This is a genomic window from Robertkochia solimangrovi (assembly GCF_007279655.1).
Taxonomy (GTDB): Bacteria; Bacteroidota; Bacteroidia; order Flavobacteriales; family Flavobacteriaceae; genus Robertkochia; species Robertkochia solimangrovi.
Map to the genome: position 1 here is coordinate 221,017 of NZ_QKWN01000009.1, position 21,095 is coordinate 242,111.

The window sequence follows — 21,095 nt, forward strand, 5'->3', positions numbered from 1 at the left end:
AACAACAACAATATATTTTAATGGAAACTAATATCACGACCATTCCTGAAGCATTTCAGATAAAGGAAACTATAGCGCAAAACACTTACCTGGTCAATGGTAAGCTCCAGCAGTGGAACGGTAAAACTACTGAAGTCTATTCTACCATTTCCTCTACAGGAGATGATAAGCCAACTTTGCTTGGAACAATTCCATACATGGGAGAATCAGAAGCGAATGAAGCGCTGGAAGCAGCAGCCAATGCATTTGATAAGGGTAAAGGACTTTGGCCTACAATGAAAGTATCCGACAGAGTTGCCTGTATGGAGAAGTTTGTTAAACAAATGGAGACCAAGCGAGAACAGGTAGTGAAGCTTTTAATGTGGGAGATCGGTAAATCATTACCGGATTCTGAAAAAGAATTCGACCGTACCGTTGAATATATTTACGATACTATAGAAGACTACAAACAATTGGACAGAGATTCGGCTAACTTTAAGAAAAGAGACGGAATCTATGCCCATATCCGCCGTGGACCACTTGGCATTGTATTGTGTCTGGGACCTTATAATTATCCGCTGAATGAGACTTTTGCCTTGCTGATACCTGCATTGATCATGGGTAACACAGCAATTTTTAAGCCTGCAAAACACGGTGTTCTGCTATTGACTCCATTATTGGAGGCCTTTAGAAGTAGTTTTCCACGAGGAGTGGTGAATATTATTTTCGGAAGGGGAAGAGAAGTGGCAGCGCCGATTATGAAATCGGGAAGAGTTGATGTACTTGCCTTGATCGGTAATAGTAAGTCTGCCGTGGCATTACAGGATCAGCACCCGTATAAGAATCGATTACGCCTGGTACTCGGTCTGGAGGCTAAGAATCCGGCGATTGTACTGCCTGATGCCGATCTCGATCTTGCGATCAATGAATGTATTACGGGAACACTATCATTCAATGGTCAACGTTGTACGGCTTTGAAGATATTGTATGTACACGAAGATATTATCGAGGAATTCAATAAACGTTTTGCTAAAAAGGTCGATGAATTGAAATATGGGAATCCATGGGAAGACGGGGTTAAACTGACGCCGCTGCCAGAGCCTGGCAAACCCGACTATATTCAGGAACTCATCGATGATGCCAAAGCAAAAGGTGCTGAGATCATCAATGACAAAGGAGGTGAACGAACCTATAATTATATTTATCCGGCAGTTTTGTATCCGGTTAATAAGGATATGAGAGTGTATCAGGAAGAGCAATTCGGTCCGGTAATCCCAATCGTTCCTTTTAGTGAGATTGACGAACCGGTGAATGATATTGCAGATAGTAACTACGGGCAACAGGTAAGTCTTTTCGGAGCGAATATCAGAACCCTTGCTCCGCTTATCGACACATTGGTAAATTTGGTATGTCGTGTAAACCTGAACAGTTCCTGTCAGCGAGGACCGGATGTATATCCGTTTACAGGCAGAAAAGATTCAGCGGCAGCAACACTAAGTGTTCATGATGCGTTGCGTTCTTTCTCCATCAGAACTTTTGTGGCCTCAAAAGATAATGAATATAATAATCGTATTCTTAATGACCTGTTAGGCAGCAAGGCCTCTAATTTCGTGAGTACTGATTACATATTGTAATAATTAAAATACAATTCAAATAAAAAGCCCCGGTATCTCAAGACACCGGGGCTTTTTATATTTTTCAAAAAGGATCGATTATTGAAAACGATCTCAGATTCTGTAAAAGAATTCAGCGTTATTGCGGAAGCGGAGCACCAACAGCCAGATCACATCGGTGCCCGGGTAATCCGTGCGCGGGATTTTTCATGGTACTGCTGAGCAAGGTGTTGTCATTGGTCGTTTTAACCGGAGCATCTAAGGAGGTTCCCACCGGGATATCACAGCGATGTCCGGGTTGGCCATGTGCAGGGTTTAGCTTCGTATTCGTTGTTATTGCACCAGGATTATTCTTGATAGTTTCCTGATATTGTTCCTCGGCGACTTTACTGTCATACCCTTCGAGTACTTCAGATTCGGCCAAAGTGGTGTCATTGTAATACAAATAGGTAAGTGCTGTAATAGCTACAAATCCGATTAGAAATATAGTAGATCTTTTCATAATAACAGGCATTTAGGTATAGTCAAATATAGTATTTATTTTCAGTATTTAAGCAGATCCCTAAGGAAGGGGGTCTGGAGAAGCGATTTCTGTAGGGACTCAGTTAACTCATTAAAAAAATTAACCCCGGACTTCTCCGGGGTCAATTAACACTAAAACGAATTTAAATAATCTATATAATTGTAGATTGTCCGTAATCTATATTCTCTTGATTGTAATTGATATTCTCATCAGCATTAACGATGAAATCAGCAATAAAACTTCCTACCTTATCAGTTCCGAATTTGGTATTCGGATCCAGATCCGGAGTAACGATATTCAATTCAAGCGACTTTTCAACAGCCTTATTGATGGCCAGTGCTTCTTCATGAAGCTGGAAATGTTCTAACAGCATCGCTGCCGAAAGAATGGATGCGATAGGATTAGCAATATTCTTTCCTTTACCCTGAGGGAATGATCCATGAATCGGTTCGAACATCGCATTTTCTTCACCTACAGATGCAGAAGCGAGTAAACCGATGGAACCACCGATAACACTACCTTCATCAGAGATGATATCCCCGAACATATTTTCGGTTAGGATCACATCAAACTGACTTGGGTTAAGAATCATTTGCATAGCAGCATTATCCACAAACAGGAAATCCAGTGTAATGTCGGGATAACTCTCAGCAAGTGTGGTCACCTTTTTTCTCCATAGTCTGGAAGTCTCCAGAACATTCGCTTTGTCGACTAAAGTTACTTTCTTCTTTCGGGCTCTTGCAGCTTTGAATGCCAGATGAGCGATTCTTTCGATCTCGAAGTCTGAGTATTCGCAAAGGTCTGATGCCTTACTTCCGTCTTCACTTTTATGTTTTTCCCCGAAATAAATCCCACCGGTAAGTTCACGGTAGATCGACATGTCGGTACCTTCGATACGCTCTCTTTTCAGCGGAGATTTATCCAGAAGGGTAGGATAGGCTTTAATCGGACGTATGTTGGTGAAGAGTCCGAGTGATTTTCTCAATTTCAATAACCCTTGTTCAGGTCTAACCGGAGCAGAAGGATCGTTATCGTACTTAGGATCCCCGATCGCTCCGAAAAGCACGGCATCACTTTCAAGACACAATTTAAGAGTGGAATCTGGTAAAGGATCACCGGTTTCGTCGATAGCAATGGCTCCAACAACGGCTTCTTCGAAGGTAAATGTGTGATTATATACTTCACCTATAGCCTTAAGCGTTTTGATGGCCTCCGCAGTAACTTCAGGTCCGATACCGTCTCCTGCGAGAACAGCTATTTTAAGTTTCATATGATATTCTTTATGCTATTAAAATTCTCTTGAAGCTTCATAAGCTTCTATCTTATCCTTATTACTGATAAGGAAATCAATGTCATCATACCCGTTCATCAGGCACATTTTTTTGTAGGCGTCGATCTTAAAGTCTTCGCGAAGGTCAGTCCCTTCCACGGCGATAAACTGCTCTTCAAGGTTCACAAGAATTTGAACCGAAGGATCTTTTTTGATCACCGCCAGCATTTCTTTTAGCATTTCAGGTTTCACCTGAACGGGCAGTAGTCCGTTATTCAAAGCGTTACCTTTGAATATATCTGCAAAATAACTTGATACGATTACCTTAAAGCCGAAATCGGTCAATGCCCATGCAGCGTGTTCTCTGGAACTTCCACAGCCGAAATTATCACCTGCTACGAGTATACTTCCACTATAGGTGTCATTATTCAGTACAAAGTCTGCAACTTCGGTATTATCTTTACCATATCTCCAGTCTCTGAACAGATTTTCACCGAATCCGATCTTACTGGTCGCTTTCAAAAAACGAGCAGGAATGATCTGGTCGGTATCTATATTTTCAATAGGCAATGGAATTGCCTGTGATTCTAATGTTGTAAACTTCTCCATTTCCTTAAACGCTTGCCGGTTCTGGTTCTTCAATTTCTGTGGTTACATCGATGATCTTTCCTGCTACTGCAGTTGCTGCCGCTACCAGTGGGCTTGCAAGAATCGTTCTCGCACCTTGCCCTTGTCTTCCTTCGAAATTTCGATTGGAAGTAGAGACACAATATTCTCCTGCCGGTATCTTATCTTCATTCATTCCGAGACAGGCAGAACAACCACTTTGACGTATCTCAAATCCTGCTGCTTCAAAGATTTCCTGTAATCCTTCTGCTTCGATCTGTTTGGCAACCTGTTGAGAACCGGGAACGATCAAGGCATTTACATTAGCAGCTTTCTGTCTTCCTTTTATATAGGTAGCCGCTACCCGAAAATCTTCGATTCGTGAATTGGTACAACTTCCGATAAAAACATAATTGATAGGTTTGCCTAGTAATTTCTCTCCTTTATGTAGTCCCATATATTTCAGGGATTTTTCAAAAGAAACATCGTTTATGTCTGGAATTCGATCATTGATCTTTATTCCCATTCCGGGATTGGTTCCGTAGGTTACCATCGGTGCAATATCGGCTGCATCAAAGGTGTATTCTTTGTCGAAGGTCGCCCCTTCATCAGTAGGGAGGGTACGCCAGTACGCTACTTTCTTATCGAATTCCTCGCCCTTGGGAGCAAACTCTTTTCCTTTAACATACTTGAAAGTGGTTTCATCCGGAGCGATCATACCACCACGGGCACCCATTTCGATACTCATATTACATACGGTCATACGACCTTCCATACTCATGTTTTCAAAAACATCACCGGCATATTCGACGAAATATCCGGTTCCGGAATTCGTTCCAAGCTTTGCGATAATATATAAAATCACATCTTTCGGCAGTACTCCGGGTTTAAGGTCACCGTTCAAGGTAATGCGCATGCTTTTAGGTTTTGAAAGCAGCAGGCACTGACTAGCAAATACCTGTGCCACTTGGCTGGTTCCGATACCGAATGCGATTGTTCCGAAGGCACCATGTGTTGAAGTGTGGCTATCACCACATACCATGGTCATTCCAGGTTGCGTAACCCCGAGTTCCGGAGCCATTACGTGAACGATTCCCTGATAAGGATGTCCGAGACCATAAAGCGTCACACCGTGTTTTTCACAATTAGTGCTTAACATCTCCACCTGTTTTTTCGATAACAGATCCTGTATCGGCAAATGCTGATCTTTGGTAGGAACATTATGATCGGCAGTAGCTACGATCTGATCTTTCCGGAAAAGCGGGATGTTTCTCTCTTCAAGTTCCGCAAATGCCTGCGGACTCGTTACCTCATGAATGAGGTGTTTGTCGATATAAAGTATCTGAGGACCGTTATCCACTGAATGAACAACATGACTATCCCATACTTTATCAAATAATGTCTTTTTCATAAATACTATCAGGCAGTAGCCTTGATTCCAATTTTACTTATCTCTATAATCTGATGAATATCTTCATCAACAACTTCTTTTTTTCTGTCGGCAAAATTGAGGAATTCTTCGTAAACCTTGTCCAATTGAAGTTTTGTCAGTTCATATCCTACTTTCTTTGCTCTATATGCCAAAGCAGCACGTCCGCTTCTTGCAGTCAGTACGATCGCAGATTCGGTAACCCCTACCTCTGCAGGATCGATGATCTCATAGGTTTCACGATTTTTAATAACACCATCCTGGTGGATTCCGGAACTATGTGCAAAAGCATTTGCTCCTACGATAGCTTTGTTCGGTTGTACAGGCATTCCCATACTCTCCGACACAAGGCGACTGGTAGAATATAATAATTTGGAATTGATATTGGTGTCCAGATTAAGAGTAGGGTGCTGACGCATTACCATAACTACTTCTTCCAGAGAAGTGTTTCCGGCACGTTCTCCGATCCCATTGATGGTACATTCGATCTGGCGGGCACCATGAATGGCTCCGGCGATTGAATTTGCTGTTGCCAATCCAAGATCATTGTGGCAATGACAAGATAAAATGGCTTTGTCGATACCCGTTACATGTTCCTTCAGGTATTTGATCTTGGCACCGTATTCCTCAGGAAGGCAATATCCGGTGGTATCCGGGATGTTGAGTACAGTGGCACCTGCCTTGATAACCGCTTCACAAACCCTCGCCAGGAATTCATTGTCGGTTCTACCTGCATCTTCCGCATAGAACTCAACATCTTCCACGAAAGATTTAGCATAGCGTACGGCTTCTACCGCCCTTTCTATAATCTTTTCAGGGGTGGTATTGAATTTGTGTCGGATATGTGATTCTGAGGTTCCGATTCCTGTATGTATTCTTGGCTTTACCGCATATTTTAATGCTTCCGCCGCAACATCGATGTCTTTTTTTACGGAACGGGTAAGACCACAGACCGTTGCATTCTTAACCACTTTAGAAATCTCCTCGACAGATTTGAAATCTCCGGGGCTGGAGATCGGGAAACCTGCCTCGATGATATCTACTCCAAGTTCGTCCAGACGTCTGGCAATCACAAGTTTTTGCTCGGTATTCAATTTACAACCGGGGACCTGTTCTCCGTCTCGAAGCGTGGTGTCAAAGATTTGGACTATTTCTTTACTCATTTTATATTTTTAGTGTAATTTCAATATTGTTTTACGAATTTATATTTTGCAAAGCAGAAATAGCTGTGTTCGGGTAGTTGCTTTACAATGTTAAAGCGTGTATTAGACTACGTAAATACCTGAAAATCAATTAATTGAATATTTTTATTTTACAATGACTAGTAGTCAAAACGATAGTTTATTTATCCTTATCAAATCGTTATCTAAATCGGAAAAGCGACAATTTAAGTTGTATGTGAACCGACTGGGAGTGAATGCTGATGCCAAATTCCTGGCACTTTTCAATCTCCTCGATAAGATGAATGATTACAATGAAACCGAGATTCTGAATAGCGGAATTGTTAAAAAGCAACAGCTTTCGAATTTGAAGGCACATCTCTATAAACAAATCCTGGTGAGTCTACGATTAAATCCCGTTAATCAGAATATCAGGATTCAGATCAGGGAGCAACTTGATTTTGCAACCATTTTATATCATAAAGGACTTTACAGGCAGGCATTGAAAATTCTCGATAAGGTTAAATCGGTAGCGATAGAGAATCAGGAAAAGGTCGTGGCCTATGAAATCGTAGAGCTGGAAAAGGTTATTGAAACTCAATATATCACCAGAAGTATCAGCGGAAGGGCAGATGAGCTGGCTATTCAGGCCAAGAATCTGAGTGTTCAGAACGTGCTTACCAGTAAGCTCTCGAACCTGTCGCTCCAGTTGTACGGGATCATGTTGAAATTTGGGTATGTAAAGAATGATGAAGAATACCAACGGGTCACGGAATATTATAAGGCACATTTACCGAAATTTAAAATGTCCGATCTGGGATTCAGGGAAAAACTATGGCTTTATAAAGCACAATTATGGTATAGTTTTTTAACTCAGGATTTCCTTTCCAGCTACAAATATGCTACGAAATGGGTGGAATTGTTCTATGATAACGAAGCGATGATTTATTTGAATCCAGTGTTTTACCTTAAAGGAAATAATTATTTGCTGGAATCCATGTTTTATGTCAAATATCGGTCTGGATTCAGGGAAACGCTGAGCAAAGTGGAAAAGGTCTTGCATTCCGATAAGTTTCCTAAGAATGATAATACAGAGGTGTTGGGATTCCTTTATTTATATTATAATAAGATCAATCTCCATTTTCTGGAAGGAAGTTTTGAGGAAGGACTGAAACTTGAACCTGAAATATTGAGTGGTATAAAACAATATCGCAATAAGATAGATATACATCATATTATGGTGTTCTATTATAAAATTGCATGTCTGTATTTTGGTAGTGGTGATAATAAGAGTTGTATACGTTATCTGAAAAAGATCATCGATAACAAAAACCTTAGTATGCGTGAAGACCTGATGTGTTTCGCAAGGGTGCTGAGTCTGGTTGCACATTATGAAGCAGGGATGGATTACCATTTGGAACTTCAATTGAAATCTACCTATAAGTTCCTGCTAAAAATGGATGATCTTCATGAAGTACAAAAGGCGATGATCAAGTTCCTTAGGAATCTCGGGGAGATTTATCCTCATGAACTAAAGGATGAATTTATCAAATTACATAAGACGCTGAAGAGCTATGAGAGTCACCCCTATGAGAAACGTGCATTTCTCTACCTCGATATTATCTCGTGGCTGGAAAGTAAGATTAGAAATATACCTGTCGGGGAGATCATCCGGGAGAAAGCTGCTGAACTAACCCGATAATTTCTGAAGATTGACAGCTATCAATAAAAGATTTTTACCCATTCTGGAACTCAATATCGCCGTGTTGTTCATCAGTACATCCGGTCCGTTGGGAAGGTATATCAATTTACCTCCGGAACATACAATCCTTTTCCGGGCCATACTCGCGGCGGTCTTCATATTTCTGGTATGCAAATTTCGCAAGTATAGCTTAAAGATTGATGATCGCAGGGATCGTGCTAAGATTTTGTTATGTGGTTTGTTCTTTGGAATTCACTGGGTAACTTATTTTTATGCGCTTCAGTTGTCAAGTGTCGCGATCGGTATGTTGTCGATCTATACCTATCCGGTGATCACAGCCTTTCTCGAGCCGGTGATCCTGAAAACTTCTTTCAGAAGGTCACATCTTCTCCTTGCATTAATGGTTTTAATCGGGATTTACTTCCTGGTACCCGAGGTCAGTTTTGAAAACCAACATTTCATAGCAGTGCTTTGTGGAATTACCTCAGCGTTCTTCTATGCCTTGAGGAATATAATGATGAAACCGCAGGTTGAAAAATACAATGGTTCGGTGTTGATGTTCTATCAGATCCTTGTCATTTCTTTTATGCTAAGTCCGCTATTGTTCACTGCAGATTATGAGTTGGTGCGAAACAATTTGGGTTGGCTGGCATTTCTAGCCTTGTTTACCACGACCATCGGACATACTTTGCTTTTATTGAGTCTGAGGAATTTTGCGGTTACAACCGCAAGTATTCTTAGCAGTGTCCAGCCGGTCTACGGAATTTTACTGGGAATGGTATTTCTTGGGGAATATCCACCCTTGCATACCCTTATCGGGGGGGCGATGATTCTGAGTGCTGTGGTGATCGAAAGCAGCCGTAATTTGAAAGCATAAGGCTTCTATTGAAAAGGCCGGCATGCCTGCCATACCGGATCATTTTCAGGGTATGGTGCCTGAATGATGATCTTTTCCTTTTTTACAGGATGTATGAATTCTAGTCTTGCAGAATGAAGATGAATACTACCATCTTTGTTGCTTCGGTCAGCACCATATTTAAGATCTCCTTTAATGATACAACCGATAGAAGAAAGCTGTGAGCGGATCTGATGGTGTCTTCCGGTTTCCAGATCGATCTCGAGCAGGTAATATTTTTCAAGCCTGCCTAAAAGCCGGTAATGGAGTATCGCCTTTTTGCTGTCCTTTACCTCTTTATTATGGGCATAACTTTTATTTTGTTTAGGGTTTCTTTTTAACCATTGTTCGAGCGTACCCTCGGTGTCGGGTGGTGCATTTTTTACAACGGCATGATAGGTTTTTTTGGCTTCTTTGTCTTTGAACAAATTGTTCAGTCTGGGTAAGGACTTAGAGGTTTTAGCGAATAATACAATTCCACTTGTAGGACGGTCCAGCCGGTGAACGACTCCCAGATATACATTTCCTGGTTTGTCATATTTTTGTTTTAACCAGGTTTTCACAACCTCTGAAAGGGGTTCATCACCGGTCTTGTCTCCTTGTACAATATCTCCGGGTCGTTTATTGACCACGATTATATGGTTGTCTTCAAAGAGCACCTGAAGATTTTCAGGTGTTGAAATGACCTTACCGGAAAGATTGTTCATAAAAGAGATTCAAAAAAGGAGTTATTAATACTGTTCGTTGTCATTCGGAAAATCCCTCGACTTAACATCATCGACATACTGAGAGATGGCCTCGGTCATTTCATCATAAAGGTTAAGATATCTTCTGAGAAATCTGGGGTTGAATTCATGGGTCATACCGAGCATATCATGTATAACCAGTACCTGACCATCAACACCATTTCCTGCTCCGATTCCAATCACCGGAATGTTGATACTTTCCGCTACTTCCTTTGCCAGTTTTGCAGGAATCTTTTCAAGTACGACTGCAAAACAACCCGCTTTTTCGAGCATTTTTGCATCGGCTTTTAATTTTTCAGCTTCTTCCTCTTCTTTGGCGCGTACCGTATAGGTCCCAAATTTATAGATCGACTGTGGGGTCAAGCCTAAATGTCCCATTACCGGGATGCCTGCATTCAGAATCCGTTTGATAGATTCTTTGATCTCTTTTCCACCTTCTACTTTAACTGCATGCGCACCACTTTCCTTCATGATTCTGATCGCTGAACGGAGTGCTTCCTTAGGATCAGACTGATAACTTCCAAAAGGGAGATCGACAACAACCAAAGATCTGTTGATGCCACGGATCACAGAAGATGCGTGATAGATCATTTGGTCAAGGGTGAGGGGAAGGGTAGTTTCGTGCCCTGCCATTGTATTACTTGCTGAATCACCAACCAGGATAACGTCAACACCAGCGCCATCAACGATCTTTGCCATCGTAAAATCATAGGCGGTTAGCATTGAGATCTTCTCACCGCGTTGTTTCATTTCCAACAGAGATTTGACGGTTATCCTTTTGTATTCTTTTTTTGCAACAGACATGAAGTATGTGTTTTTTATGAAGGGATAAAAGTACTGCTTTACGACTAAATTATCACTCAAATAAAGCTTTAAATGAGCATCAGATACGTTTTACTTTCCGGATAATTCACGGTATAAAGTGTTTAGCAATTCATTATTGTCTGCATGATATTCCCAGAACATCGCACCGCCCAGTCCGTTTTTAAGTATATAATTTGCCTTGGCGGTTACTGATTCTTTATCATCATAAGTAACAAAGACCCTTCCGGAGGGATCCCAAAGATAAGGAGCCGCTGCAGGTAAATCTCTGAAAACCTTGAAATTTCCGGAATCCAGGGTATCTGCAATTTTCTTATAAGGGACGCTGAATCCTCCGTTCGATTCCTGATAGAGACCGTTATTTTTGGGAGTAACATTATTCCAGCCACGTCCGTAAAATGCTATGCCAACTACCAGTTTTTCAGGGGGGATTCCCGCTTTCAAATGTTCCAAAACAGCCGTATCGGTACTTTGTTTGTATTCGGCTGGGTCATTGGGTGATGGATAAAGATTGGTATGATGTCCTGTCAATGCACTCCATTCTCCATTGTAATCATAGCTCATAATATTGATATAATCCAGATATTCTGCAATCTTTTCACCTTCTACATGGGCCAGATAATTCTTGTTGGCTGCAGTTGCGATGGTTTGGAGATAAGGAGTATGACCGGTGACTGCCGAAAGCGAGTCTAGTTTTTCGCGGATTCTTTTTAGAGTTAAAGTGAAATTCTGTTTATCCTCAGGCCTGTAAGTGTTTCCGGCTCCCGACTGTCCGGGATATTCCCAGTCTAGGTCTATTCCGTCCAGATGATGTCGTTTTATGAGTTCGATCGCACTATTCGCAAATATTTCCCGGGATTCCTGGGTAAGAGCTGCATCCGAAAATCCCCCGGACCAACTCCAGCCACCTACGGAAACCAGGATCTTCAAATCAGGATTCTTTTTTTTAAGGGAATTCAGCCAGGCCAGATGCAAGGAGTCATTTTCATGTCCGTCGATGATCTTACCATCCTCTATATTGGCGAAGGCATAATTTATATGGGTCAGTTTATTTACTGCGATCGGGGTGTTGATACTATCGATCCTCGAACCCATGACATAGCCGATGATTACAGGGTTTTCTTGTCCGTAGGATACTGTGTTAAAGATGGAGAACAGCAGCAGTAAAGCAAAGGATCGTGAGGTCATTTGAAAATGATTTTATTTTATTAAAGTTAGAAACTTTTTATAATTATCTTTTCAGTCGACTAATCAAATTTATGACTGGCATTCTTCTGAATCTGAATCAACAGGATTATTTTCGGTAAAATGTTCGTCTTATTATATTAATTTAAAGAAATGAAACACTTAATTACACTGATTTTATTAACGATGAGTACATCACTTGTGTCCGCTCAAAGCGAAGAGGATGCTGTAAAACAGGTTATTGTCGAATTCTTTAAGGCTTTTCATGAAAAGGATACTACGGCTTTGCGTAAGCTTACTTATGGTGATGTGACCTTACAGAGCATAGGTAACGATAAAGAAGGGAAAATTAAATTGAGTTCTCAACCTTTCAGTAAGTTTCTCGGAGGTATTGCTGCGATACCGGATGATCGTGAATTTAAGGAAGAACTTACCGGTTACCATATACAGACTGACGGGGCTATGGCCAATGCATGGACCCCTTATAATTTCTACTTACAGGGGGATTTAAGTCATAGCGGGGTAAATTCCTTTCAGTTATTTAAAACCGATGACGGATGGAAGATCATTTATATCATTGACACCCGCCATCGGAATTAAGCAATTTTTTTAAAAGATCGCATAACCGAATATCAAGGAAATTCCAGTGTATTTGGGGTCTGATTTTAATTTATTCTTAAAAAGGTCTTTGTTGCTGTGATAGCGTAGTTCTAAGCTGATTTTATCCTTAAATTTATAACCCATTCCGAAAGCCAAATAATTGCCTGAATGAACCTCCTCATCGATCAGATCTTCGCGTTCCGCATAGAAATGTCCGGAAAGGCTAATGATGTGTTCCAGAATAGTTTGGAAGTATCGGATAAATAAGCATAGTAACGAACTCCAATCGGAATTTCAATCGAACTATAATTTATATGCAGCAGGGTATATTGTGGCCCGTTTTTAGTTTCAAAGTAATTTGCCTGTACAGAATTCTGATAATTTTGGTAGGTAGGTTCCTTAAAAACAGACCATTTTGAATTATTGAATGGCAGGATATATTCAGCCTCAATTCCGAAGGTTAAAAGAATTTTTTTATCAAATTCAATATGAGGGTCGTCATTGAACAGATCCTCGAATGTAAGTGAAGTTAATTTAGCACCAGGCTTAATATTCAGGTGAAAGAACTTCTCAGTTTTTCCGGAACTTCTTCTTCTTATGATGTTATTATTTCCTTGTTTATTGTAAAGATTGCAGATTTTTATAAGATCCTTTTCGTTGTAATCGGTATTTCTGATCATTTTTTCGGATATATCTTCGGATGATAGGTCGTTATAGATCTGTTGATGGAAAAAGTAATTTTCAGCGATTTTAACCCCTTCCTCTGTGTCGACAAAATATCTCTTATAGATGAATTGGGTGGGAACTTCCTGGTTTATACGATAAAAGAATCTTACTGTATTTCCCTTTTTGAATTCGTATAAGGTGACATCTCCCTGAATTAGCACGTTTAAAAAAAGTGTTTGAAATTCTAGTTTTGGATTTTTGTCATAGGTTAGCAAATTGGTTCTGTCATCCGAGATGTCTATTGAAACCAAATGTTTCTCATACCTGAACTTTTTCTCTACACCAAATGCAGAAATATCTTCTAACCCGTGAGTTCTAATCTCATCATCTGCTGAAAATTTATATTTAAATTTATCCGGATTGTACTTCCAGTCTGTATTTTTGATATAGCAATTCAGACTGTCTCCATTGTTTAAGATGAAATATCCTTTTTCAAATTGAGTTTGGCCAAACGATAGCAGAGTTGTAAAAAAGAGTGCGAGGCACCAAAAAATGCGCATAGGCGGATTCATAGTATAATAGGTTATTTTTTTAAGGGAGCATAAGTATAAGACGGGATACTATCCCTGTAAGAAAAAGTAAATAGTTGTTCACAAATTTTTTTTAAAATGGTGAAGAAAAATCTCAGTTTATTTCCTAAACCGACCTTCATTTTTCATTAAGAATTTGCGTAAAATTTACGTTTGCATATCGTGCAAATTTCATCGAAAATTCAATTAAAATTTCCTGAAAGCATATCCAATAACTGTATATTTGCCGGCAATTTAAAACGTTTGCGTCAATGGAATGCATCAGTGTATTCGATATGTTGAAAATAGGGGTAGGGCCGTCCAGTTCTCATACCCTGGGCCCCTGGAGGGCTGCAGAACGATGGATCGGTGAACTTTGTGAAGAAGCCAGGTTTGAAGCGGTTTCTGAAGTTCGAGTTCATATCTATGGTTCTTTATCTTTAACGGGGAAAGGGCATGCCACTGACCTGGCCATAATGCTCGGGCTTTCAGGAGCAGATCCTGAATATATTCCTACCGATGAAATTCCCGTGATCATCGAAACTATAAAAGCTGGTAAAACCCTATGTTTCGGGGGTAAACGCATGATTGCATTTGATCCTGCAGTGAATCTTGTCTTCCATCGGGACTTCTTGCCTTTCCATGCAAACGGACTTAAATTTGAAGCAAAACTGATTACCGGAGAAATTATTGATGAAACCTATTATTCTATCGGTGGTGGTTTCGTGGTAAAGGAGGAACGTATTCATGCTAAAGAAAATCTGGCAGTCTTTAAATCCTTTCCTTACCCGGTACAGAAAGCATCGGAGCTTCAACTGTATTGCGATCAGCGTAATTGTCATATTTCCGAACTCGTATTAGAGAACGAGCGTTCCCTTCGAACCGATGAGGAAATCGACAATGAGATCAATCGGGTATGGGTGACCATGCTTGAATGTATGTATACCGGATGCCATACGGAAGGTGTGCTACCGGGCGGATTGCAGGTGAGACGCAGGGCTTTTGATATGCATCAAAAATTAAAGGGTGATCTGCCGTATGCGAATGCCGCAGAGTGGCTTCAGGTGATCCGTAAGACCGAAGTGAGGTTTCGTCAGATCCTGAAATGGGTGAGCTGTTTTGCTTTAAGTGTTAATGAAGTGAATGCCTCTCTGGGAAGAGTGGTTACAGCTCCTACGAATGGAAGTGCCGGTGTGATTCCAGCGGTGTTGATGTATTATCTGGTAATCGAAAATCATCAGGCAGGTTTTGAAGAGATCAAAAAGTTTCTTCTGGTGGCCGGTGAAATTGGAAGTATCTTTAAAAAAGGAGCTACCATTTCAGCTGCGATGGGTGGTTGTCAGGCCGAAATAGGTGTTTCTTCAGCGATGGCTGCAGCAGCCCTTACCGAATTGATGGGAGGATCTCCGGAACAGGTGCTTATCGCGGCTGAAATTGCGATGGAACATCATCTCGGATTAACCTGTGATCCGATTGGAGGTCTTGTTCAGGTACCATGCATCGAACGTAATTCTATGGGCGCTATCAAAGCCATCAATGCTGCAGAACTCGCCTTGGAAACCGATCCTAAAAATGCCAAGGTTCCATTGGATAAAGTGGTAAATACCATGTGGGAGACCGCAAAGGATATGAATGCAAAATACAAGGAAACCTCAGAAGGAGGTCTTGCAGTAGGTGTGCATTTAAGTGATTGCTGATCCTACCGGGTTCCGGAAAGTACCTGAAGATCCATGATCGCGATATTTCCATTGAGCAATGCAGCAAAATGGTCAGATTCAGATTTCAGGTAGGAAGCCCTTGATTTTAAATATTCCGACTGGGTGATCAGCCCGGTTTCGTAAGCGTCTGATTTGATTCGGAACTCTTCCCTTCGGAATTGAAAGGCTTCTTCGGCAACCTTAGCCATTTGCAGAGCCTGATGTGCATTGCGATAAGCTTTATGGATTTCGGCTTCAATATTCTTTTGCTGATATTTCAAATAGGAATCTGCCTGGTTTTTCTTTGATTCATATTGTTTCTTCTCAGCATCATTACTTCCAAAACTAAGTATGTCCCAGGTGAAATTCGCACCGATAAAATAATTCATATCCGGAAGTTCCTCGATGATCCCCTGATAGCTCATCCCTCCGATGATTCCCAGATCCGGAAGATATTTGTTTAGTGCCGCTGCAAGACCGTATTCGGATTGGATGAGTTGCATTTCCGCATAGCGCAGATCAGGATTACCTTCTTTCGCATGGTCCAGATAATAGGATTCCGGACTTAATTCATAGATCTCGATCACCGTGGTGTCAATTACCATGTTTATACTGTCGGCTATATCGAGATTCGTTTTAAGGTCAGCGATGTAGTCTTTCAATTTGTATTCTTCTAACAGCAATTGGTGTTTTTTATCAGCCAGATCAGCCTTGAGTCCCAAAAGTTCAACCTCTTGTACCTCTCCCGCGATCAAACCGGTTTCTCCCTCCTGAAGTTTTACAGTTGCCTGCTCAACATTGGCAGTTACACTGGCAAGTTTTTTTTGCTGGATCCGAATTCCGTAATATAACTTTTCGATACTGTTCTCCGTTTCAAGTACCGCTCTGTCATATTTGATCTCTTCCATTCGGGTTTCAGCCTCATAAGCTTTTACGCCATTGCTGATTCGGAATAATTGGGTGAGTGGCTGATAGCCTAATAAACCCGCAGCAAATATATCCTGTTTAGCCTGGTATAAGGTGAAATCATCTACCGGTACCGGTATATCGAGAATGGTCCCGATTCCACCGGGAGGAATCACGAAATTTACATCATTGAAGGTATGCATGTAATTTCCACTCAACAATAGCTTAGGCCAGGCATTAACGGAAGTGGCATCGATTTTATAGGAGATCTCATTGATCTTCTCTTTTTGAATACTTAAAAGATCATTCTGATCAAGTGCAGTGCGTTTAGCATTTTCCAGATCGAGGATCATGACGTTTTGTGATACCATGTATCCGGAATGAAGAAGAACGAATAGCAACAGTAAGTTTCTTAATATGTGGGATCGTATTTCCTGCATCAGTTCAGAGGTTTGTCTTTAACGAATATGGTGTACAGAACCGGAATAGTAAGCAATGACATTACCATAGACCAGATGACACCTACGGCAAGTACACTGGCTAAGGGACTCCACATAGGAGAACCGGATAGGATCATAGGGAGTACCCCGATTGCGGCTGCCATCGCCGTAAGAAATATGGGTCTTAGTCTCCGCTTTCCTGCTTCGATGGCAGCTTCCCGAACCGATTCGCCTTTAGCCCTTAATTCACGGGTGTAATCGATGAGGATGATCGCATTCCTGACAACGACTCCCGATAGACTTATAAGTCCCACAAATGCGGTGAATCCAAAATTGTTTCCCGTAATCACCAGTCCCATAAAAGCTCCAAAAAGACAGAGAGGAATAGTGATCATCACCAACAGTGTTTCAGTGATATTTTTGAATTGAAAGAGCAATATGAGCAATATCAGTACAATGCTGATCATCAGGGCAACGATCATTTGAGCAAAAGTTTCTTCCTGATTTTCATATTCACCTCCGAAAGTCATGGTGATCCCGGCAGGCATCGTAATACTGTTAATACGTTGCTTAAATCCAGAAAGAATCTCACTGGGGAGCGTACCGGTTTCTGCATCGCTGAGAACCGAAAGTGTACGGACGCCATTTCTGCGAACGATTCTTCCGGTAAACCATTTGGGAGTGAGATTTGCAATTTGTCGTAAGGGTACTGAAGCCCCGGTAACCGGAGAAGGCAGATACATATTTTGCAGATCTGAAATACCGGAACGATTTTCTTCATTTAATCTGAATACTATGGAGACAGCATCACTGCCCTCATAGATCGTGCTTACAGGTGCCCCTTTAAATCCGACGTAAATAGTTTTAGCTATACTTTCTGTGGTGAATCCAAGACGACTTGCTTCCGGTTTGAGATCGATACTGAGTCCTGCATAATCTTCATGAAAATTATCCCTTACATCCTTGCTCCCCGGAATATTATACAATAGGGCTGTAAGACTATCTCCCCAGGTCTTGACCTCGGAAAGGTCGTCACCGGCAATTCTGATCTCCACTGGTGCCAGATATGGGGATCCTTGCTGCATTAACAGAACCTCTGCCTTGCCTTTGGTCAGGGTTGAAGCGATTTTAGAGTCCAGTGCAATTGCCAGTTCCTCAGCCGTTTTATCACTGGTGGTATTGATGAGAACCTGACCGAAATTTGAGACGGGAACTTCCGGGGAAAAGTTATAATAGAAGCGGGGAGCACTCTTTCCGGTAAAACTGGCATAAGTGACCACTCTTTCATCATTTTCTATAAGTTGTTCAAGTTTTTCTATTTCCCGTAGGGTGGTATTCACGTCGGTACCGGTTGGCATCCAGAGATCGATCACGAACTGATTGCGTTCCGCGGCAGGGAAGAATTTCTGAGGTATCAGAAAATACATTCCTACCCCGAGCAGGATCACAAGCATACTGAATAAAATAATGAGCCTTGGATATTTCACCGCCTTATCGATGGTGTTGTCATAGATCGATTGCATGCGATCGAGCAAAGAAGTTTTTTTCGTTTCAATATTGTCCCGGGTGTCATGCAATCCCTTTTTTATAAAGAATCTGCATAACATGGGCGTCAGTAACATTGCTACCAGAAAGGAAGAGGCAAGAGCTATGGTTACGGTTACCGGTAGCGAAACGATAAATTCACCAACCGATCCACTAAGAATGACCATGGGTAGAAAAGCCGCAATGATGGTGATTGTAGCGGTCAAAACCGGAATTATAAGATCTGAAGCACTTCTCCAGGCGGCCTCTTCTCTGGGTACACCTTCATCGAGTAATTCGACATAGTTGTCAGCGATCACGATAGCGTCATCGACTACCATTCCGAGCACTACGATCAATGCGGCCAGAGAAACCTGGTGTAGTTCAACGCCAAATGCATGCAGCATCGCAAAGGTCATGGCTATAGTCATCGGGATAGCCATTGCTGCCACCAATGCAATGCGAAAAGGGAGGAGCAGAAGGATGATCACGATAACAGCAATAATGGCGATAAAGAATTCGCGAATAAAATGACTTACGTTCTGATCGACAATTGAGGGTTGGTCGATGATCTTTACGATCTTTACATCTGTAGGCATATTTTGTAAAAAGGCATCGATCTCGTTTTGTACCTGCTCTCCGAAATCAACAATATTGTTACCTTCCTGCATTTGAATACTCAGCATCATGGCAGCGGATCCGTTCAGTCTCGTGAATTCTTCCGGTTCTTCGTATTTCCGTTGAATCTCAGCAGCATCTCCTAATTTTATGACATTTCCATTGGAGGCAGTTCCGATGATCTGTTCTGAAAGTTCCTGCTCTGTGCTGTAATAGCCTTTGGTATACAAAGGAAGTTGCACCTCATTTACCGTAAGGTCTCCTGTTGGGTAGATGTTGTTCTGGGATCGGAGTATGTCGATGACCTGGTCAAATTTAATTCCATACTGGGCAAGCGTTTCCGAACTGGAACTGATTACGATCTCCTGTTTCTGTTCTCCTAGTCTTTTGATCTTGGATGCAGCCCTGATTGCCCGGATCCTGTCCTCCAGTTGTTCGGTGTAAATCTTTAATTGCCGATAGTCGGTATCGGCTGTGATTCCTAATACCAATGCTTCGGTATCCCCAAAATCAGAATTGATCACAGGACCCATAATATTCGAAGGAAGCGTGGTTGCTTTGGTCAGTTGTAAGGCAACCGTAAGTTTATTCCAGAAAACATCGGGATCCTTTACCCATTCTTCCAGCTCCACATTGATAACCATAACTCCGTCTCTGGAGGTTGAAAAGGTTTTGCTTTTGCGTACTTCTGCAAATTGGAATAACGCATTTTCAACTTTTTTAGTGAGCTGTTCTTCTACCTGTAGTGAATTAGCACCAGGAAAGTAGGCGAGTACAAGACCCTGACGGATCGTAATTTTTGGATCTTCCCGCCTGGGCATGGTTAACAATGCATAGACACCTGCAATGAATATTATAGCCAGGACGACCTGTGTAACTTGTGGATATTTTAAGGATCCTTTGATGAAAGACATAGGTTCAGTGCGTAGTTAACATTCCGTTTGTTAGATTTTGTGTGCTTCCGGTTACGACCTTTTCTCCAGGTCTTATTCCTGAGGAAACCGATATACTGTCGTTAACAATCTTTCCGACCGAAATTCTTCGCCGGTAGATTTTTTTGGAAGTCTCATCCAGTACATATACGGAATGTTCGTTGTTTCCCATTTGCGAAATTGCATTTAAAGGAATCAGAATTTCGGGGTTGGAGGAAGGTCCCTGTATAGTGGCGGAAGCGATCATACCGGGTAATATCTGGTGATCCGGATTTTTTATCTCTATCTGAGCGGTATAGGTCCTGGTAGAAGGTTCTGCCGCTTTTCCAACTTCGGTGATCGTTCCGGTAAAGAATGTGTCCAGGGCAAATATCCGGACCGTTGCAGTCTGGCCGATCTTTACATTGCGGATCTCACTTTCCGGTACCGCGGTACTGATCTTAACATTATCGATATTTCCGATGGCAAATACAGGCAAGCCTTTGTCCAGGATCTCTCCTTCAGAAACACCTTTCTTTAATAGTACTCCGGTTATGGGGGCGATGAGCCGGGTATCATTCACTTGTTTAAGTCGCAGATCATATTGCGCCTGTGCCTGTTGCAGACCTGCACTTATTTTCATGAAGTCGGCTTCACTGATACTTTTCCGATCGTGCATGATTTTAAGTCTGTCATACTGATCTTTTACTTCCAGTAGTTTTCCTTCTGCCGCCGAGAGACCGATGCGATAATCACTGTCATCAAGTCGTGCCAGAATATTGCCTTTTTTGATGGTTTCCCCTTCGTCAGTGCTAATTTGTGCCACTTTGCCTGCAACCATGAAGCCTAATCTGACCATGGTTTCAGCTTCTACATTTCCACTGAGGTCAAGTGTGGTGGTTTTACTTCTGGAACCTACTTCAAATAGTTCTACAGTAACCGGTTGTGTTTCTTCGGACGCTGTGGTCTGTTGATCTTTGCAAGAATTACAAATGAGGAGGCCAATGGTGAGAACAAGCGGGATTTTGAAAATTGAATGGTAGTTCTTTATCATTGATATTCTGGTGTTTAGATATATAAATATACCTCAATTTGACAAAATTGACTTTTACTTTGCGACAAACGGAAGTACTAATCGGTTATCGAGAAATCTTTAAAGTTTTTCTGACACTATGTCATATTTTAAGAGATGGCATAAAGATTGACTTATGCAATGCGATCGAAATAAATTTAA

Annotated in this window: 17 protein-coding genes; 5 read left to right on the forward strand and 12 right to left on the reverse strand. The window is 41.5% G+C overall.

All coding sequences use genetic code 11. The features are described from left to right. Window positions 1–20: 20 nt before the first annotated feature. Window positions 21–1,613 (forward strand): NADP-dependent glyceraldehyde-3-phosphate dehydrogenase, encoded by a 1,593-nt coding sequence (locus tag DMZ48_RS13765; RefSeq protein ID WP_143955732.1) that lies wholly within the window; start codon window positions 21–23, stop codon window positions 1,611–1,613. A 118-nt stretch (window positions 1,614–1,731) separates the two neighbouring features. Here the strand turns inward: DMZ48_RS13765 and DMZ48_RS18905 are convergent, their stop codons facing one another. The 5 genes from DMZ48_RS18905 to DMZ48_RS13790 form a co-directional block, all read right to left on the reverse strand. Further along, window positions 1,732–2,094 (reverse strand): hypothetical protein, encoded by a 363-nt coding sequence (locus tag DMZ48_RS18905; RefSeq protein ID WP_199287993.1) that lies wholly within the window; start codon window positions 2,092–2,094, stop codon window positions 1,732–1,734. A gap of 172 nt (window positions 2,095–2,266) precedes the next feature. Next, complete coding sequence (gene leuB, locus DMZ48_RS13775; RefSeq protein WP_143955733.1) at window positions 2,267–3,385, reverse strand: 3-isopropylmalate dehydrogenase; 1,119 nt, start codon at window positions 3,383–3,385, stop codon at window positions 2,267–2,269. A gap of 18 nt (window positions 3,386–3,403) precedes the next feature. Next, complete coding sequence (gene leuD / locus DMZ48_RS13780; protein WP_143955767.1) at window positions 3,404–3,994, reverse strand: 3-isopropylmalate dehydratase small subunit; 591 nt, start codon at window positions 3,992–3,994, stop codon at window positions 3,404–3,406. 4 nt (window positions 3,995–3,998) lie between these two features. Next, window positions 3,999–5,402, reverse strand: a complete 1,404-nt coding sequence (leuC, locus tag DMZ48_RS13785) for a 3-isopropylmalate dehydratase large subunit (RefSeq protein WP_143955734.1) — start codon at window positions 5,400–5,402, stop codon at window positions 3,999–4,001. Between the two features lie 8 nt (window positions 5,403–5,410). Continuing rightward, window positions 5,411–6,583, reverse strand: a complete 1,173-nt coding sequence (locus tag DMZ48_RS13790) for a 2-isopropylmalate synthase (RefSeq protein WP_143955735.1) — start codon at window positions 6,581–6,583, stop codon at window positions 5,411–5,413. Between the two features lie 154 nt (window positions 6,584–6,737). Between DMZ48_RS13790 and DMZ48_RS13795 the strand changes: the two genes are divergently transcribed. Next, on the forward strand, window positions 6,738–8,282 hold the full coding sequence (locus DMZ48_RS13795) for a hypothetical protein (protein ID WP_143955736.1): 1,545 nt from the start codon (window positions 6,738–6,740) through the stop codon (window positions 8,280–8,282). Between the two features lie 10 nt (window positions 8,283–8,292). Beyond that, the gene (locus tag DMZ48_RS13800) at window positions 8,293–9,159 is read left to right on the forward strand and encodes a DMT family transporter (protein WP_242009209.1); all 867 of its coding nucleotides are present in this window, start codon (window positions 8,293–8,295) and stop codon (window positions 9,157–9,159) included. 5 nt (window positions 9,160–9,164) lie between these two features. On the opposite strand, the gene DMZ48_RS13805 is transcribed toward DMZ48_RS13800, so the two are convergent. The 3 genes from DMZ48_RS13805 to DMZ48_RS13815 form a co-directional block, all read right to left on the reverse strand. After that, window positions 9,165–9,884 (reverse strand): RluA family pseudouridine synthase, encoded by a 720-nt coding sequence (locus DMZ48_RS13805; protein WP_143955737.1) that lies wholly within the window; start codon window positions 9,882–9,884, stop codon window positions 9,165–9,167. Window positions 9,885–9,908: 24 nt separating this feature from the next. Next, window positions 9,909–10,727 (reverse strand): 3-methyl-2-oxobutanoate hydroxymethyltransferase, encoded by an 819-nt coding sequence (panB, locus tag DMZ48_RS13810; protein ID WP_143955738.1) that lies wholly within the window; start codon window positions 10,725–10,727, stop codon window positions 9,909–9,911. Window positions 10,728–10,817: 90 nt separating this feature from the next. Next, on the reverse strand, window positions 10,818–11,933 hold the full coding sequence (locus DMZ48_RS13815) for a glycoside hydrolase family 18 protein (protein WP_143955739.1): 1,116 nt from the start codon (window positions 11,931–11,933) through the stop codon (window positions 10,818–10,820). 183 nt (window positions 11,934–12,116) lie between these two features. On the opposite strand from DMZ48_RS13815, the gene DMZ48_RS13820 reads away from it, so the two are divergent. Further along, window positions 12,117–12,530 carry a nuclear transport factor 2 family protein gene (locus tag DMZ48_RS13820; protein ID WP_162558725.1) on the forward strand — a complete coding sequence of 138 codons (414 nt, stop codon included), beginning with the start codon at window positions 12,117–12,119 and terminating at the stop codon, window positions 12,528–12,530. Window positions 12,531–12,715: 185 nt separating this feature from the next. On the opposite strand, the gene DMZ48_RS13825 is transcribed toward DMZ48_RS13820, so the two are convergent. Next, a complete protein-coding gene (locus tag DMZ48_RS13825; protein WP_162558726.1) occupies window positions 12,716–13,756 on the reverse strand; it encodes a hypothetical protein in 1,041 nt (346 codons plus the stop codon). 281 nt (window positions 13,757–14,037) lie between these two features. On the opposite strand from DMZ48_RS13825, the gene DMZ48_RS13830 reads away from it, so the two are divergent. Next, entirely contained in the window at window positions 14,038–15,462 is a 1,425-nt protein-coding gene (locus DMZ48_RS13830) for an L-serine ammonia-lyase (RefSeq protein WP_143955742.1), read from the forward strand. Between the two features lie 2 nt (window positions 15,463–15,464). Here the strand turns inward: DMZ48_RS13830 and DMZ48_RS13835 are convergent, their stop codons facing one another. From DMZ48_RS13835 to DMZ48_RS13845, 3 genes are read right to left on the reverse strand one after another with little or no spacing between them, the layout of a single operon-like run. Further along, window positions 15,465–16,808 carry a TolC family protein gene (locus DMZ48_RS13835; RefSeq protein ID WP_143955743.1) on the reverse strand — a complete coding sequence of 448 codons (1,344 nt, stop codon included), beginning with the start codon at window positions 16,806–16,808 and terminating at the stop codon, window positions 15,465–15,467. After that, window positions 16,808–19,864: an efflux RND transporter permease subunit gene (locus DMZ48_RS13840; protein WP_143955744.1), complete on the reverse strand. Its 3,057-nt coding sequence runs from the start codon at window positions 19,862–19,864 to the stop codon at window positions 16,808–16,810. Before DMZ48_RS13840 ends, DMZ48_RS13835 begins: the two co-directional genes overlap by 1 nt. 4 nt (window positions 19,865–19,868) lie before the next feature. Next, window positions 19,869–20,915 carry an efflux RND transporter periplasmic adaptor subunit gene (locus tag DMZ48_RS13845; protein ID WP_143955745.1) on the reverse strand — a complete coding sequence of 349 codons (1,047 nt, stop codon included), beginning with the start codon at window positions 20,913–20,915 and terminating at the stop codon, window positions 19,869–19,871. Window positions 20,916–21,095: the final 180 nt, after the last annotated feature.